The following is a 16,270-nucleotide window of genomic DNA, read 5'->3' on the forward strand; positions in this document are numbered from 1 at the left end:
ATGCTCTGCGGAAAGGTACGAAATAATGCGATATACCAGCATATTGCGCGATATCTCGCCGAGTTTCGGTAACTCAGCTGGCTTCTTGCTGCCAGCCTTCAGCGAGAGGCTTGAGCCAAAATTATTTTAGGTTTAAAATGATTTTGCGAGCCAAGGAGGGTGTCATGCGCATTGCGGTGGTGGGCGGCGGGCCGGCAGGCCTCTATTACGCGCTGCTGATGAAGCGGGACTGGCCTGAGCTCGACGTCACCGTCTTCGAGCGCAACCGCCCCGATGACACCTTCGGCTTCGGCGTCGTCTTCTCCGACCAGACGCTCGACCTGTTCAAGGCGGCCGATCTGCCGAGCTATGAGGCGATCGTCCGCAGCTTCGCCTATTGGGACGATATCGAGATCCATTTCAAAAGCACGGTGCGTCGCGTGCCCGGCAACGGCTTCTGCGGCTGCTCGCGCCGCACGCTGCTGATGCTGCTGCAGGAACGGGCGCGCCAGGTCGGCGTCAAGCTGGTGTTCTCGGAGGAGATCGAGGACGTTGCGGCGCTGAAGCGCGATTACGACCTCGTCGTCGCCGCAGACGGCATCAACAGCCGCATCCGCGAGGGTGATCGCGAGCGCTTCGCGCCTGAGGTCGACCTCAGGCCGAACCGCTTCGTCTGGATGGGCTCGACCCGGCCCTTCGACGCCTTTACTTTCTTCTTCAAGCAGACTGAGCACGGCGTTTTCATCGCCCATTGCTACCAGTACGAGCCCGGGCAATCGACCTGGGTGCTGGAGACCGATCCCGAGACCTTCGCTCGCGCCGGGCTCGAAGGTATGGACGAGGCCGGCACAGCCGCGTTCCTGGAACAGGTCTTCGCCGAGGAGCTACAGGGCCACAGGCTGATCGCCAATCGCTCGCTCTGGCGGCAGTTTCCGATGATCCGCTGCAGCAACTGGGTCGTAGACAATGTCGTTCTGCTCGGCGATGCCAAGGCGACGGCGCATTTCTCGATCGGTTCCGGCACCAAGCTCGCCATGGAGGATTCGATCGCGCTGCACCGCGCCTTCCATCGCGCCGGGCTCGACGTCAGAGCGGCGCTCGCCGGTTTCGAGACCGGGCGGCGCGAGGAGGTCGAGAAGACTCAGCACGCCGCCGATGTCTCGCTGGTCTGGTTCGAGCAGCTCAAGCGCTTCTGGGATTTCGAGCCGCTGCGCTTCGCCTTCGGCCTGATGACCCGCTCCAAGGCGATCACCTACGACAACCTTGCCCTGCGTGCGCCCGAATTCGTCGCGGCGATCGACAGGCTGGTCGCCGACGATCTCGGCGCCGAGCAGGCAACGCGCCGCGACGGTACGCCGGTGCCGCCGGCCTTCCAGCCCTTCCATCTGCGCGAGATGAAAGTGGCGAACCGCTTCGTCGTCTCGCCGATGTGTCAGTATTCAGCTGAAGATGGCCTGCCAGGCGATTGGCACCTGATGCATTACGGAGCGCGCGCCATCGGCGGGGCAGGGCTCATCTTCACCGAGATGACCTGTGTCTCGGCCGATGCCCGCATCACCCCTGGCTGCACCGGTCTCTACAATGACGCGCAGGAAGCGGCCTGGAGGCGCATCGTCGATTTCGTCCATGGCAACTCGGCTGCGAAGATCTGCCTGCAGCTCGGCCATGCCGGCCGCAAGGGCGCGAGCAAGCTGATGTGGGACGGGATGGACCGCCCGCTTGCGCAAGGCGCCTGGCCGATCGTCTCGGCCTCGCCGCTGCCCTACTACCCCGAGAGCCAAATTCCACGCGAGCTGACGCGCGCCGACATGGGCCGGGTCAAGGCCGACTTCGTCGCAAGCGCCGAGCGCGGCCTGCGCGCCGGCTTCGACATGCTCGAACTGCACTGCGCCCATGGCTATCTGCTCGCGAGCTTCCTCTCGCCGCTGACCAACCAGCGCAGCGACACCTATGGCGGCTCGCTCGAAAACCGCCTGCGTTTCCCGCTCGAAGTCTTTGCCGCGCTTCGCCAGACCTGGCCGGCCGACAAGCCGATGTCGGTGCGCATCTCGGCGACCGATTGGCAGGAGGGCGGCATCAGTCAGGAGGACTCGGTCGCGATCTCCGAGGCCTTCGCTGAGGCCGGCTGCGATCTCGTCGACGTCTCGACAGGGCAGACCACGCCACGCGCCCGCCCGCTCTATGGCCGCATGTTCCAGACCTCGTTCGCCGACCGCATCCGCAACGAGGCGGGCGTCGCCACCATGTGCGTCGGCGCGATCACCTCGGCCGACCAGGCCAACACCATCGTCGCTGCCGGCCGCGCTGATCTCGTCGCACTCGGGCGGCCGCATCTGGCCGATCCCTCCTTCGTGCTGCGAGCGGCAGCCTGGTATGGCGCCGATGTCGCCCAGCCGGTGCAATACCAGCCCGGCAAGGATCAACTCATGCGCAACACACCGCGCGAGCGGGACGAGCTGCAGGAGCTCAAGCTGAAGGCCAAGCCGAGCCGGCATGGCGGCGCACAGGCGGTTTCGGTCGCACGGGCGGCGGAGTAGCGGAAACTCCTCCGTCATTCCGGAGAAGCCACGCAACGCCGCAACCCCAGAATCGCTGGAGAGGCGCCTAAGATTGCATTCGTGCAATTTATGATTGGATGTGCGTCGTCTTTATGGCGCTAACGCAACGACTATCTTGGTGGGCAACGGAAGCGCCTCGCGAGCTGAGGCGCGCAACCAAGGGGCCCATATCATGCAGCTCACCGGCATCCACCACGTCACCGCCATCACCGCCCAGGCAGCCGAGAACCGGCGCTTCTATGTCGAGACGCTCGGCCTGCGCCTGGTCAAGAAGACGGTGAACCAGGACGACACCTCCGCCTATCACCTGTTCTATGCCGACGGCGCCGGCTCGCCCGGCTCCGATCTGACCTTTTTCGACTGGCCGACGGCTCCGGCAAGGCGTGGCACGCATTCGATCACGCGCACCTCGCTCAGGGTCGCGGGTGAAGCTTCGCTCGATTTCTGGCGCGAGCGGCTGACGGCGGCGGGCGTCGCGGTCTCCGACACGCGCCTGCTCAACGGCCGCGCCGCACTCGATTTCGAGGATCCGGAAGGTCAGCGCCTGACGCTTATCGTCGATGGCGGCGAAATCCCCTTTGCCGCCTGGGAGAAGAGCCCGGTTCCGGCCGAGCACCAGATCCGCGGCCTTGGGCCAGTGACGATCTCCGTCCCGCAGATCGAGCGGACCGAGCTCGTCCTGACCAAGTTGCTCGGATTGGAGCGGATCGCGGATTACCGCGATGCGGCCCATGCCACCGGCGACATCCATGTCTTCCGGATCGGCGAGGGTGGCCCGGCGGCCGAACTCAACGTCGCGGTCGAGCCCGGTCTCGCTCCGGCCCGCGAAGGCGCTGGCGGCGTCCATCACCTGGCGCTGCGGACGCCGAGCTTCGGCGAGTACGACGAATGGGCCGAGCGGCTGCGCGCCTCCGGCTATCCGAATAGCGGGCCGGTCGATCGCTTTTATTTCCGCTCGCTCTATCTGCGCGAGCCGAACGGGGTGCTGATCGAGATCGCCAGCGACGGGCCGGGCTTCGCCTCCGACGAGCCCTTCGAGACGATGGGCGAGGGGCTGTCGCTGCCGCCCTTCCTCGAGTCGAAGCGGGCGGCGATCGAGGCTGGGCTGAAGCCCCTGGCCTGACGACATCCGGGCCATAGAAGCGCGCTGCGGCCATCCCGGCCGCAGCGCGGAAGGCGTTCCCTAAAATTGCTCTTGATTCATCGCGAATTAACCAAGGCCGCGCTGAATGAACCTCGAGAGGTTGGGGCTTCCCGAAACTGACGAACAGGCCGCTACGGTCTGCCCAGCGCGCAATCGAGCGCGGCGGCGAGACGAGTAGGGCGCTGCGCCTCAGCGGGATGCCTGCAAGGTGTCCCGAGGCGTTGCGTATGCGTAGCTCGACCAAGTTCGCCGGCTATTCCTATAGCCTGAAGCGCCGGCGTAGCAGCCCGTTCATTCGCCTCGGCGTGCTCATAGCGGTCGCCGGCGGTGCGATGGCAGGCGTGTCGGCCTGGTCGAACCGGCAGGCCGGACAAACGGCGCCTGCAGCCGCCCCGGCTCAGAGACACGCACTGGCCAATCCGGCTGCCCTGCCGCACGCCTCAGCGCCGTTGCTCCGCCCGGGCTATGTGGTCGGTTATGTCGCGCAATCGTTCGCTGACAGCACGCCCTTGTCCGGTCGCTTCCAATCGACGCTGCCTGCGCCGCAGGCTGTCGTGTTCGATCCCGAGACCACCGGCTCGATCGCACCGTCCGAACCGGTCAGCCCGAGCGTGGCGACGACCACGATCGCAATCCAGCCTGCAGCCGAGCCGCCGCGGATCGCCCTGATCGCGCCGCGCCCCGTTCCGCGCCCGTCCGATCTCAAGCTGCCGACACCGCCTGAGCCGCGCCTCGCGACCCGTGCGACCTCGCGCCAGAGCAAGGACGTCGTCGCCAAGGCCGAGCCTGCCCCCGACAACCGCTCCTTCTTCGAGAAGCTCTTCGGCGTGAACGCCAATGCGCCGCAGAGTTCCGGCGAGCGCCTCGCCTATGCCGCGCCGCAGGACGACATCACCCAGCGCAGCGGCCGCGGCAGCGGCCTGACCGTCGCCCCGGCGCCGATGCCCGTGCCGATGTCGTCGGCGACGCCCGCTGCCAGCGGCAAGACCGCGGTCTACGACATCAGCGCGCGTGTGGTTTACCTGCCCAATGGCGAGCGGCTGGAGGCCAATTCCGGCCTCGGCGAGATGATGAACGATCTGCGTTTCGTCCATGTCCGGATGAAGGGGCCGACGCCGCCGCATGTCTACAATCTGACCGAGCGCGAGGCTCTGTTCCACGGCGTGCGCGCCATCCGCATGCACCCGGTCGGCGGCAGCGGCAAGATCTTCGGCCGCGCCGGTCTGCTGGTGCACAACTACCTGCTCGGGCCGCGTGGCGACTCGAATGGCTGCGTCTCGGTGAAGGACTATGACCGCTTCCTGCAGTCCTTCCTGCGCGGCGAGATCAAGCAGCTCGTCGTGGTCGCCGGCCGGAGCTGACGCGCTCCGCCCGCCTTGCGCCATCTGCGCGGGGCTGGTCTGTTAGGCGAATGATACGACTGGCCGATCTTGCGATACGCCTGCTGGCGTTCTCGGTGCTGGCGTTGCCAGTGGCAGTGGCCGGTCCGGCCGCTGCCGAAGTGCGTTTCGGCAACAATGTCCGCATCGGCGGGCATGACGTCTCGAACCAGCGCTTCGACCGCAGGAATCGCGGCGTCTATCACATCCATGAAGGCCGGCCGCGCAATCCAGGCTGCACCTGGCGCTCGGACGGAAGGGGCAGGCGGGTCAAGGTCTGCCACCTTCAGCGGATCAGGCGGCACTGACCCGCACGGAGCTCGCGCAAGCCCGTTTCGGCCGATGCCGTTGGTCGGCCTGATGAAAGCAAAGCCTCCGGCATCGCGAGAGGCCAACTGGCGAAGCAATCGGAGGGCGGCAGAGCTCCGCCCCCTTGGATTGCTTGGCTTTGCTCGCAATGACGCCTCAGCTGCAGGTAGAGGCCGTCCGAGCCTCGGCTATTGGCCGCAGGCTCGGCGCCAGGGCTCTTCTCAGAACTCTTCCCACCCGGCGTCACCGCCCCGGGCGTTCGCGACCTTTCGAGCCGGAGCCGGGACATGCGCCGGAGCAGCGCGCTCGCGCCGCGGCGCAGGCCGTTGCTGGGCAAAGGCGGCCTCCGCCAGCGTCCGCAGCCGTTCCGGCTCGGACGCAGCCGGCTGGCGCGACAGGGCAACCGGGCTCTCGCCGGTCCGGAAGCCGGCGACCAGGGCGTTGAGCTCGCCGATCTTGCTCGACAGTGCGCCGGCCGAGGCGGCGCTCTGTTCGGCGAGGGCGGCGTTCTGTTGGGTCATCTCGTCCATATGGGCGACGGTCTGACTCATCTCCTCGATGCCGTTGGCCTGCTCGCTCGAAGCGGCAGCCACTTCCGAGACGGTCGCCTGGACGTTCTGCGACGCGGCGACGATGCGGGTGAGCGCATCGCCGGTCTGACGCACCAGCTTCACGCCGGATTCGATCTCGATGTTCGAGGAGGAGATCAAACCCGAAATATCCTTGGCCGCCTCGCCGGAACGCTGGGCGAGGGTGCGCACCTCGCTGGCGACCACGGCAAAGCCCTTGCCGGCATCACCGGCACGCGCTGCCTCGACCGCCGCGTTCAGCGCCAGCAGATTGGTCTGGAAGGCGATGTCGTCGATCACGCGGGTGATGTCGGAGATCTTCTTCGAGGCCGCTTCGATCCGTTCCATCGCCGAGACGGCGTCGGTGACAATATTGCCGCCAGTCTGTGCGACCTGCATGGCCTCACCGGCCTGGCGCACGGCCTGCTGGGCGGCCTGCGCGGCGGCCTTGACCGAGGCAGCGAGCTGCTCGGTGGTCGCGGCGCTCTCTTCGAGCGAGGAGGCCTGCTCTTCGGTGCGCTTTGAGAGGTCGTCCGCCCCTGTATTGATCTCGCGCGCCGAAAGCCCGACATCCGCCGACATGGTCTGGATCGTGCTGACGGTCGAGGACAGGCGTGCCATCGTCTCGTTGATGGCATCCTTCAGCTCGGCGAAGCGGCCGCGATAAGCGGTCGGAACCTGATGGGTCAGGTCGCCGGCGGCGAGCGCCTGCAGCACTGCGACGAATTCCGTGGTGGCATTGTCTACGACCGCATTGATCTCGTTGATCCCGGCGACCAGCTGCTGCATCTGCTCGTCGCCATGCTCGATCTGGAGCCGGGCCGAGAAATCGCCGGCCGCTGCCGCCGCGACGACCTCGCCGACATCCGACACCACCGAGGCCATCGCATCGGCCGAGCGGATGCGAGCGGCGGAGGCCGCACGCTCCTGCTCCTGCAGCAGCGCGACCTGCTCGGTGCTCTGACGAAGCACCGAGACCGCCCGCGCCATCTCGCCGATCTCATCGCGGCGCTTGGTATGCGGCACCTCGATCTGGGTATCGCCGGCGGTCAGGCGGCTCATCGTCCCGCCGAGATCGATCAGGGGGCGGATGATCGAGCGCCGCGAGAACACCAGAGCGCCGAAAATGGCGGCACCGAGCACAAGGATCAGTGCAACCGGCAGCCAGGTCCGAACCTGCTCAGAAAAGGCGCTCGAGGCCGCATCGACTTCGTTGGCGAGGGCCTCGTTGGCGCCGCTGAGTCCGGTGAGTTCTTCCTGCAGCGTCGCGCGGTTCTTCTTGCTGGCGTCGCTGTTGCCCCAGGCTTCGGCGGCGCGGGCCGAGATCTCGCGGACCATGCGCGTCGTTTCGAGCCTGATGGCGACGAATTCGGTGATCAGCGCGCTGATCTTCTCCATGCGCTCGCGCTCGCTGGCCGGAACCAGCTTGGCTAAATCCTTGCGGCGCTCCTCGACCTTGGTCAGGCCGCCCTCGACAGTCGTCGCGGCGATCCCGGCGAAATGCGGGTTGCGGGCGGTGTAAACGAGATAGGAATCGGCGACCACCAGGTTGACCGCGGCATTGAGCCGCTCGGCAGCAAGGGCGATATGGTTCTGCTGTGATGAGCGATCGTTCATCGTGTCGATGCGGGTCATCGCCAGCAATGCGCAACCGAGTGCAACCAAGGCGCCGGCCGCGACAATCGCGATCAGCCCCAGAATCTGGGTCCTGATGGATTTCATGATGTCCCCTCGCAGGCCGCTAGTTCGACCGCGGCGCTGCAAGGTAGCGAGAGGCCTTGAATCCAGAGTTAACTGCGATTGGCCTCAGAGCAATTTTCAATCGGTTGAAGCGTCGTACCCGGAAAGCGACGCAAGCCACGCAGCTCCGAAACCTGTCATGGAGCTGCATTCTATGACGGCTTGCCCTATTCCTCTGCGGCACCGGCCTTCTTGGCCTTGGCGCCCTTCGCTTTTGCGGGGGCCTTCTTGGCTGCCGCCGGCTTCTTGGCAGGAGCCTTCGCCTTGCTCTTGGCGCCGCCGCCGGCCGCCGCCTTGGCGTTGACCAGCTCGATCGCCTGCTCGGCGGTGATGCTCTCCTGCGCCATCGTCTTCGGCAGGGTGGCGTAGACCTTGCCCCAGGCGACATAGGGTCCGTAGCGGCCGGCCCTGACCTCCATCTTGCCGCCCTGCGGGTGTTCGCCAAGCTCTCGTCCGGGCGTCGCCGCGGCATTGCCGAAGCGGCGGCCACCCGCGCCGCTCTCCTTGGCGACGATCAGGTCGATGGCGCGGTTGGCGCCGATCTCCAGGATGTCGTCGGCCTTGTCGATATTGGCGTAGGTCTTGCCGTGCTGGACGTACGGCCCGTAGCGGCCGATGCCGGCGAGGATCGGCTCGCCGCTGGTCGGGTGCTTCGCGACCTCGCGCGGCAGCGAGAGCAGGGCGAGCGCCTTCTCCAGCGTCAGCGAACCGACTGTCTCACCCTTGGGCAGGCTCGAGCGTTTCGGCTTCTCCCCGTCGCCGAGCTGGATATAGGGGCCGAAGCGGCCTTCGCGCGCGGTGACCTCGAGATCGGTGACCGGGTCCTTGCCGAGGGTGCGCACGCCGTTGACGACCTGCCCGCCCTCGGCCGAGGCCTCGCCGTCGGCGGCGGAGGCACTGAGCGGGCGAGTGAAGCGGCATTCCGGATAGTTCGAGCAACCGACGAAGGCACCGAATTTTCCGAGCTTGAGCGAGAGCGTGCCGGTGCCGCAGACCTGACAACTGCGCGGATCGCCACCATCGGCACGCGGTGGGAAGACGTGCTCGCCCAGGATGCCGTTCAGCGCCTCCAGCACGTCGCCGACACGCAATTCCTTGGTCTCACCGATCGACTTGGTGAACTCCTCCCAGAATTCGCGCAGCAGCGCCTTCCAGTCGACATCGCCGCTGGAGACCAGATCGAGCTTCTCCTCCAGGCTGGCGGTGAAGTCGAACTCGACATAGCGCTTGAAGAAGGACTCCAGGAACGCCGTGACCAGCATGCCCTTGTCCTCGGGCACCAGCCGCTTCTTCTCGACGCGGACATATTCGCGGTCGCGCAGCGTCGCCAGGGTCGCGGCATAGGTGGAAGGGCGGCCGATGCCGAGCTCTTCCATGCGCTTGACCAGGCTCGCTTCCGAGAAGCGCGGCGGAGGTTCGGTGAAATGCTGGTCGGCGGCAATGGCGCGCTTCTCCAGCGGATCGCCGGCCTTCATCGCCGGCAGCTTCTTGCTATCCTCGTCTTCCTCGTCGTCGCGGCTCTCCTGATAGAGCGTCAGGAAGCCGTCGAAGAGCACGACCTGGCCGGTGGCGCGCAGTTCGAGCGCGCGGGCGCCGACCTGGGCGGCGATGTCGACGGTGGTGCGCTCGATCGAGGCCGATTCCATCTGGCTGGCGATGGTGCGCTTCCAGATCAGTTCGTAGAGCTTGGCCTGCTCCGGCTCGAGATGACGCGCGACCATCGCCGGCAAACGGCCGAGATCGGTCGGGCGGATCGCCTCGTGGGCCTCCTGCGCGTTCTTGGCCTTGACCGTGTATTTGCGCGGGGCGTCCGGCACGTAGTTGTCGCCGAACTCCTTGCCGATGACCCGCCGGGCGGCCGCGATCGCCGAGCCGTCCATGTCGACGCCGTCGGTTCGCATATAGGTGATCAGGCCGACGGTCTCGCCGCCGATGTCGACGCCTTCATAGAGACGCTGCGCCACCTGCATGGTGCGGGCAGGCGCCATGCCGAGCTTGCGCGAGGCCTCCTGCTGCAAGGTCGAGGTCTGGAAGGGCGGCTGCGGATGGCGCTTGACCGGCTTGGCCTCGACCTCGGCGACCGAGAACCGCGCGGTCTCCAGCGCCGCCTTGAAGGCCTGCGCCTCCTCGCCCGTGCCGATGTCGAGCCGCGTGATCTTCTTGCCATCGGCGCCGGAGAGGCGCGCCTCGAAGGTCGCGCCGCTGCCGGTCGCGAGCGTCGCGATCAGCGACCAGTATTCGCGCGCCCGGAAAGCCTCGATCTCGCGCTCGCGGTCGCAGACCAGCCGTAGCGCCACCGACTGCACGCGTCCGGCCGAGCGGGCGCCGGGCAGTTTGCGCCAGAGCACCGGCGAGAGCGTGAAGCCGACGAGATAGTCGAGGGCACGGCGGGCGAGATAGGCGTCGACCAGCGCCTGGTCGATCGGCCGCGGATTGGCGAGCGCCTTCTGCACGGCGTCCTTGGTCACGGCGTTGAAGGTGACGCGCTCGACCGGGATGCCCTTGATGGCGCGCTTCTGGTTCAGCGCCTCGAGTACGTGCCAGGAGATTGCCTCGCCCTCGCGGTCCGGGTCGGTGGCGAGGATGACCTTCTCGGCGTTCTTCGCCGCCCGCGCGATCTCGGCGACCTGCTTGGCGCCGCGCCCCTCGGTCTCCCACAGCATGGCGAAGTCGTTCTCGGGATCGACCGAGCCGTCCTTCGCGGGCAGGTCGCGAATGTGCCCGAACGAGGCGATGACCTCGTAATCGGACCCCAGATACTTATTGATCGTCTTGGCCTTGGCCGGCGACTCGACGACGAGGAGCTTCATGACGCTTCAAATCTCATAAACAAGAGGTGAGGCCGGCGCACATATCTTGCCAGCCTCGCCGAACTTGGCGCGGGGCGCGTTGATAGCGGTTCGGGATTGCGCGCGAAAGTGGTTCACGCGGCCGATCCTGTCAAACCCGATTCTGCTTTTCGAGAGCAGGGTCGTCAGGCTACGTCACCAGCCGTCGCTGTTTTTGATGTATGTCAGGAGACCCCGCATGTCGTCGCAGAACCGGACAGGCCGCCTGACTTCGCTCGATATCCGCGGGCGCAAGGGCGGTGAGCCGCTCGTCGCGCTGACGGCCTATACCGCACCGATGGCGAAGATCGTCGACGAGGTCGCAGATGTCGCGCTGGTCGGCGACTCGCTCGGCATGGTCGTCTACGGCCTCGACAGCACCGTCCCGGTGACGCTCGAGATGATGAGCCTGCACGGCCAGGCCGTGGCGCGGGCGACGACGCGCTCGCTCGTCGTGATCGACATGCCGTTCGGCAGTTATGAAGAGAGCCGGGAGCAGGCCTTCCGCAACGCGGCAAGGCTGCTCAAGGAGACCGGTGCAGGAGCGGTGAAGCTCGAAGGCGGCGTGCGCATGGCCGAGACGGTCCGCTTCCTGGTCGAGCGCGGCGTGCCGGTGATGGGCCATGTCGGCCTGACGCCGCAGGCAGTCAACACGCTCGGCGGCTACAAGGCGCAGGGGCGCAGCAAGGCGGAATGGCCGGCGATCATCGCCGATGCCACGGCGATTGCCGATGCGGGTGCGTTCTCTCTGGTGATCGAGGCCGTTGCGGAGCCGCTGGCCGCCGAGATCACCGACCGGATCACGATCCCGACGATCGGCATCGGCGCCTCGGCTGCCTGCGACGGCCAGGTCCTCGTCCTCGACGACATGCTCGGCCTCACCGGCCGGGTACCGAAATTCGTCAAGGCCTATGGTGATCTCGCTGGGCAGGCGCGCGAAGCCGTGCGTACCTATGCCGCCGAGGTGCGCAGCCGGCAGTTCCCGGGCGAGCAGCATGTCTATGCGCTGAAGGCGGAGTGACGAAGCTCCACAGCAAGTTCGCCCGCTGCCTTGCGCCGGTCACGACTCGCCCCTAAACAGCGGTCTTCAAATGACATCGCCAGCCCCGCTCTATCCGCATCGCCATCTCCTCGGGATCGAGGGGCTGTCTCATATGGATATCGAGGCTCTGCTCGAGCGCGCCGAGACCTATGTCGCGCTCTCGCGTCAGATCGAGAAGAAGACCGCGACGCTGCGGGGGCGCACCCAGATCAACCTGTTCTTCGAGCCCTCGACGCGGACGCAAGCCTCGTTCGAGCTCGCCGGCAAGCGGCTTGGCGCCGATGTGATGAACATGTCGGTCGGCTCCTCCTCGGTGAAGAAGGGCGAGACGCTGATCGACACCGCCGCGACGCTGAACGCGATGCGGCCCGATATCCTGGTCGTTCGCCATCACGCCGCCGGCGCGGTCAATCTGCTCGCCCGCAAGGTCGACTGCTCCGTGGTCAATGCCGGCGACGGCGCCCATGAGCATCCGACCCAGGCACTGCTCGACGCGCTGACGATCCGCCGCAACAAGGGCCGCATCGCCGGGCTGACCGTCGCGATCTGCGGCGACATCCTGCATTCGCGCGTCGCCCGCTCCAACATCATCCTGCTCAGCGCTCTGGGTGCGAAGGTGCGCCTGATCGCGCCCTCGACCCTGCTGCCGACCGGCGTCGAGCGCATGGGGGTCGAGGTCTTCCGCGACATGAAGAAGGGGCTGGAGGGCGTCGACATCGTGATGATGCTACGCCTGCAGCTTGAGCGGATGAACGGCGCCTTCGTGCCGTCCTCGAAGGAGTATTTCCGCTATTTCGGGCTCGACCGCGAGAAGCTCTCGCTGGCGGCGCCCGACGCGCTCGTCATGCATCCCGGCCCGATGAACCGCGGCGTCGAGATCTCCTCCGAGGTCGCCGACGGCGCCCAGTCCCTGATCCGCGAGCAGGTGGAGATGGGCGTTGCCGTGCGCATGGCGGTGCTCGACGCACTCGCGCAACACCTGCCCAATGGCTGAGTGCGATGGAGCTCTTCCTCGCCTGGCTGCTACGTCAAATGCGCCGGGCTCGGATCGTCTTCGTCGGACTCTATCTCCTGGTCGTGGCCGGCTTCGTGTATGCCGAGCCGCGTTCGGCCTGGACCTGGCTGATCGTGCTGCTCGGCGCGCTCTTGTGCGTCGGCATCTGGGGGCTGGTCGGGTTCTGGCACTATGTCTTCACGCAGCGCCGCGAGCGCGAAAACGGGGTCGAGCGTAGCGATGGCTGACAGCAGCGGGCAGAGCAGCGACGTTGCAATCCTCGGCGCGCGACTGGTCGATCCGGCCTCCGGCCGCGACGGCATCGGCAGCGTCCTGATCCGCGACGGGCTGATCGCTGATATCCACTGGGGCGGCGATCGCCCGGAGCTGCCGGCCGGTATCGAGGTCGAAGAGGCGCGCGGCCTTGTTCTGGCGCCCGGCCTCGTCGACCTGCGCGCTTTTCTCGGCGAGCCCGGCGCCGAGTTCCGCGAGACACTCGGGACGGGTTCGCAAGCCGCCGCTGCCGGCGGCGTCACCACCGTGATCTGCCGCCCCGACACCGATCCGCCGATCGACGATCCCTCCGTCATCGACTTCATCAAGCGCCGCGCCCGCGACAAGGCGATCGTCAATGTCCTGCCGGCGGCGGCGCTGACCAAGGGGCTGGCCGGCAAGGAGATCACCGAGTTCGGCCTGCTGCTCGAGGCCGGCGCGGTCGCCTTCAGCGACGGCGCCAACGGCGTGCGCAACCCGCAGCTCATGCGCCGCGCCATGATCTATGCCCGCGACTTCGATGCGCTGCTGATCAACCATGTCGAAGACCCCGATTTGCGCGGCGTCGGCGTGATGAACGAGGGCGAGTTCGCCAGCCGCAAGGGGCTGCCTGGCATCCCGCACGAGGCTGAGACGGTGATGCTGGAGCGCGACCTGCGCCTCGCCCGCGCCTCTGGCGCCCGCTACCACGCGGCGATGGTCTCCTGCTCGGATTCGCTCGATCTGATCCGCCGGGCCAAGGAGGACGGGCTTTCCGTTACCTGCGGCGTCTCGATCAACAATCTCTGCCTGAACGAAAACGATGTCGGCGAGTACCGGACCTTCTGCAAGGTCTCGCCGCCGCTGCGGCACGAGGACGAGCGGCTGGCGATGATCGAGGCGGTGGCCGAGGGTTTGATCGACGTCATCGTCTCCGATCACGACCCGCAGGATGTCGAGACGAAGCGCCAGCCCTTCGCCGAGGCCGCCAACGGTGCGCTCGGCATCGAGACGCTGCTGCCGGCGGCATTGCGCCTCTACCATGGCGAGCAGGTCGGGCTGGCGTCGCTCTTCGCCGCCCTGTCGAGCCGGCCGGCCGAACTGCTCGGTCTTGGCTGCGGTCGACTGGCCGTTGGCGCACCGGCCGATCTCGCCTTGATCGACATCGACGCGCCCTTCGTCGTCGACAAGCGCAAGCTGAAATCGCGCGCCAAGAACTCGCCCTTCGACGAGGCGCGGCTGCAGGGGCTGGTGCAGGCGACATGGGTCGGCGGCCGGGTGGTCTATCGCGGCGAACCCGCGTAAGCTTGGGCCTAGACGGGCAGGGGAAGTTGCATGGCTGAGGCGTTCGCTTGGGCGTATCCGGGCCCGATGGGGCTCGCCGCACTCGTCCTCGGCTATCTCGTCGGCTCGATCCCGTTCGGCATCATCCTGACCCGGCTGAGCGGCGGCCCCGACCTGCGCACGATCGGCTCCGGCAATATCGGCGCGACCAATGTCTTGCGCACTGGCAACAAAAAGCTGGCGGCGCTGACCTTGCTCGGCGACATGCTGAAAGGAACTGCAGCGGTCCTGCTCGCCGGCTGGCTGCTCGGCGGCAAGAGTGCGGCGCTGGCGGCCGGGCTCGGCGCCTTCCTTGGTCATCTCTTCCCGGTCTGGCTGCGGTTCAAGGGTGGCAAGGGGGTCGCGACCTTTCTCGGCGTCCTGATCGGGTTGAAATGGTCGATCGCGCTGATCTTCGCCGCGGTCTGGCTCAGCATCGCCTATCTGAGCAAGTACTCCTCGCTCTCGGCCCTGATCGCCAGCCTGCTGACGCCGCTGCTGCTCTGGTTCTGGGTGCGCGATGCGCAGATGGCCGGGCTGATGGCCATCCTCGCTTTGCTCCTCTGGTTCATGCATCGCGAGAACATCGCGAGACTACTCGCCGGCCGCGAGGGCAAGATCGGGCAGAAGGGCTGAATGCCGATGGCCGGTTTCGCTCTCGACGACCGGCAACGCCTCGACTGGCTCCGACTGATCCGCAGCGAGAGCATCGGCCCGCGCACCTTTCGTGCCCTGGTGAACCGTTTCGGCGGCGCAGCCGGCGCGCTCGACGCCTTGCCGGAGCTCGGCCAGCAGGCCGGGCGTAAGCTCAGGCTTTGCACCGTCGCCGAGGCTGAACGCGAATTCGAGGCGCTGCGCCGGCGCGGCGCCCATCTCATCGCGCTGGGGGAGGCGGCCTATCCGGTGCCGCTCCAGGCGATCGATTCAGCCCCGCCGCTGATCGCGATCGATGGTGATCCGGCAGCGCTCAATCGCCCTTGCATCGCATTGGTCGGCTCGCGCAACGCCTCAGCCGCCGGGTTGAAGTTCACCGCGACCCTGGCGCGCGAGCTCGGCGAGGCCGGCTTCGCCGTCGTCTCTGGCCTCGCCCGCGGCATCGATACCGCCGCGCATCAGGCCAGCCTGGAAAGCGGCACGATCGCGGTGCTCGCCGGAGGACTCGACGAGGTCTATCCGCCACAGAACATTCCCTTGCTGGCACGCATCCGCGAGCGCGGCGCGGCGCTGAGCGAGATGCCGCTCGGCTGGGTGCCGCGCGGGCGCGACTTCCCACGCCGCAACCGCCTGGTCTCGGGTCTGGCGCTCGGCACGGTGGTGGTCGAGGCGGCACGCAAGTCCGGCTCGCTGATCACTGCGCGCTTTGCCAATGAGCAGGGGCGCCAGGTCTTCGCGGTGCCCGGTTCGCCGCTCGATCCGCGGGCCGAGGGCGGCAATCATCTGATTCGCGAGGGCGCGATTCTCTGCGCCGAGGCGGCTCATGTCATCGACGCGCTGTCACCGATGCTGAGGCGCGACGACCTGTTCGGGCCTGCGCCGATTCTCGCTCGTGAAGAGGGGGAGCCCGGGCGCCGCCAGGAAGCGCTTTGGGACGAACTGGACCTGCCGGACGTGTTGCCTGCGCCGAAAACCGAGCTCGAGCGTGAACTGCTGCCGCCGCAGGACATCGCTGAGGACGTGCCGCGCCGGCGCTTGCTCGATCTGATCGGCTCGACACCGATGGCGATGGATGACCTTGTTCGCGCCAGCGGCCAGCCCGCACGTGAAGTCAGCCAGATCCTGCTCGAACTGGAACTGGAAGGCGTCGTGCAACGGCACGCCGGCGGCACGCTCTCACGGCTGGCATGAACCGGCGGCTGAGGGATTATCGGTCCGTCATCTCGCCCCAACGGCAACGCTCGCGCTCGGCCTCCACCGCCGCAAGCTCCAGGAAGGTGCCGAGCAGATCAAGATCGGCTGCGCGAGCCTGACTCCCGAGTTCGGCTAACATCTTGGCCGCCTTGACCGCCACATCGCGCTGCAGATCGCGTTGTCGCGCCCGCTTTTCGACGAGGAGCTGGAGCGCCAGAGCCTCAGGTTCGCCAAGGACGTACAGGCTCCGAGAAGCCACATGGTCGCTGGAGGCGTAAGCATCGGTCGTCGGAGAAGCCGGCATG

Annotated in this window: 13 protein-coding genes; 10 read left to right on the top strand and 3 right to left on the bottom strand. The window is 67.0% G+C overall.

Annotated elements, in window-relative coordinates:
- Positions 1-164 precede the first annotated feature (164 nt).
- The 4 genes from ACWIGM_RS18525 to ACWIGM_RS18540 all read left to right on the top strand — a co-directional run bounded on the left by ACWIGM_RS18525 (position 165) and on the right by ACWIGM_RS18540 (position 5,368).
- On the top strand, positions 165-2,516 hold the full coding sequence (locus tag ACWIGM_RS18525) for a bifunctional salicylyl-CoA 5-hydroxylase/oxidoreductase (RefSeq protein ID WP_454027422.1): 2,352 nt from the start codon (positions 165-167) through the stop codon (positions 2,514-2,516).
- 193 nt (positions 2,517-2,709) lie between these two features.
- Complete coding sequence (locus tag ACWIGM_RS18530; protein WP_454027423.1) at positions 2,710-3,660, top strand: ring-cleaving dioxygenase; 951 nt, start codon at positions 2,710-2,712, stop codon at positions 3,658-3,660.
- 248 nt (positions 3,661-3,908) lie between these two features.
- Positions 3,909-5,042 (top strand): DUF2778 domain-containing protein, encoded by a 1,134-nt coding sequence (locus tag ACWIGM_RS18535; RefSeq protein ID WP_454027424.1) that lies wholly within the window; start codon positions 3,909-3,911, stop codon positions 5,040-5,042.
- Positions 5,043-5,092: 50 nt separating this feature from the next.
- A complete protein-coding gene (locus ACWIGM_RS18540) occupies positions 5,093-5,368 on the top strand; it encodes a hypothetical protein (protein ID WP_454027425.1) in 276 nt (91 codons plus the stop codon).
- Between the two features lie 222 nt (positions 5,369-5,590).
- Here the strand turns inward: ACWIGM_RS18540 and ACWIGM_RS18545 are convergent, their stop codons facing one another.
- On the bottom strand, positions 5,591-7,660 hold the full coding sequence (locus ACWIGM_RS18545) for a methyl-accepting chemotaxis protein (RefSeq protein WP_454027426.1): 2,070 nt from the start codon (positions 7,658-7,660) through the stop codon (positions 5,591-5,593).
- 185 nt (positions 7,661-7,845) lie between these two features.
- On the bottom strand, positions 7,846-10,488 hold the full coding sequence (topA, locus tag ACWIGM_RS18550; RefSeq protein WP_454027427.1) for a type I DNA topoisomerase: 2,643 nt from the start codon (positions 10,486-10,488) through the stop codon (positions 7,846-7,848).
- Between the two features lie 217 nt (positions 10,489-10,705).
- Between topA and panB the strand changes: the two genes are divergently transcribed.
- The 6 genes from panB (at position 10,706) to dprA (ending at position 15,962) form a co-directional block, all read left to right on the top strand.
- Positions 10,706-11,527, top strand: coding sequence for a 3-methyl-2-oxobutanoate hydroxymethyltransferase (gene panB, locus ACWIGM_RS18555; RefSeq protein ID WP_454027428.1), 822 nt, complete (start codon positions 10,706-10,708; stop codon positions 11,525-11,527).
- 70 nt (positions 11,528-11,597) lie between these two features.
- Positions 11,598-12,542: an aspartate carbamoyltransferase catalytic subunit gene (locus ACWIGM_RS18560; RefSeq protein WP_454027429.1), complete on the top strand. Its 945-nt coding sequence runs from the start codon at positions 11,598-11,600 to the stop codon at positions 12,540-12,542.
- Positions 12,543-12,547: 5 nt separating this feature from the next.
- Positions 12,548-12,790 (top strand): hypothetical protein, encoded by a 243-nt coding sequence (locus ACWIGM_RS18565; RefSeq protein ID WP_454027430.1) that lies wholly within the window; start codon positions 12,548-12,550, stop codon positions 12,788-12,790.
- A complete protein-coding gene (pyrC, locus tag ACWIGM_RS18570) occupies positions 12,783-14,099 on the top strand; it encodes a dihydroorotase (RefSeq protein WP_454027431.1) in 1,317 nt (438 codons plus the stop codon). The genes ACWIGM_RS18565 and pyrC overlap by 8 nt, the downstream gene beginning before the upstream one ends.
- A 30-nt stretch (positions 14,100-14,129) precedes the next feature.
- The gene (gene plsY / locus ACWIGM_RS18575; protein ID WP_454027432.1) at positions 14,130-14,753 is read left to right on the top strand and encodes a glycerol-3-phosphate 1-O-acyltransferase PlsY; all 624 of its coding nucleotides are present in this window, start codon (positions 14,130-14,132) and stop codon (positions 14,751-14,753) included.
- Positions 14,754-15,962, top strand: a complete 1,209-nt coding sequence (dprA, locus tag ACWIGM_RS18580) for a DNA-processing protein DprA (RefSeq protein ID WP_454027433.1) — start codon at positions 14,754-14,756, stop codon at positions 15,960-15,962.
- Between the two features lie 16 nt (positions 15,963-15,978).
- Here dprA and ACWIGM_RS18585 read toward each other — a convergent pair whose 3' ends face one another.
- Positions 15,979-16,269 (bottom strand): hypothetical protein, encoded by a 291-nt coding sequence (locus ACWIGM_RS18585; protein ID WP_454027434.1) that lies wholly within the window; start codon positions 16,267-16,269, stop codon positions 15,979-15,981.
- Position 16,270 lies beyond the last annotated feature (1 nt).

It is taken from the genome of Allobosea sp. NPDC055332, from assembly GCF_053645455.1.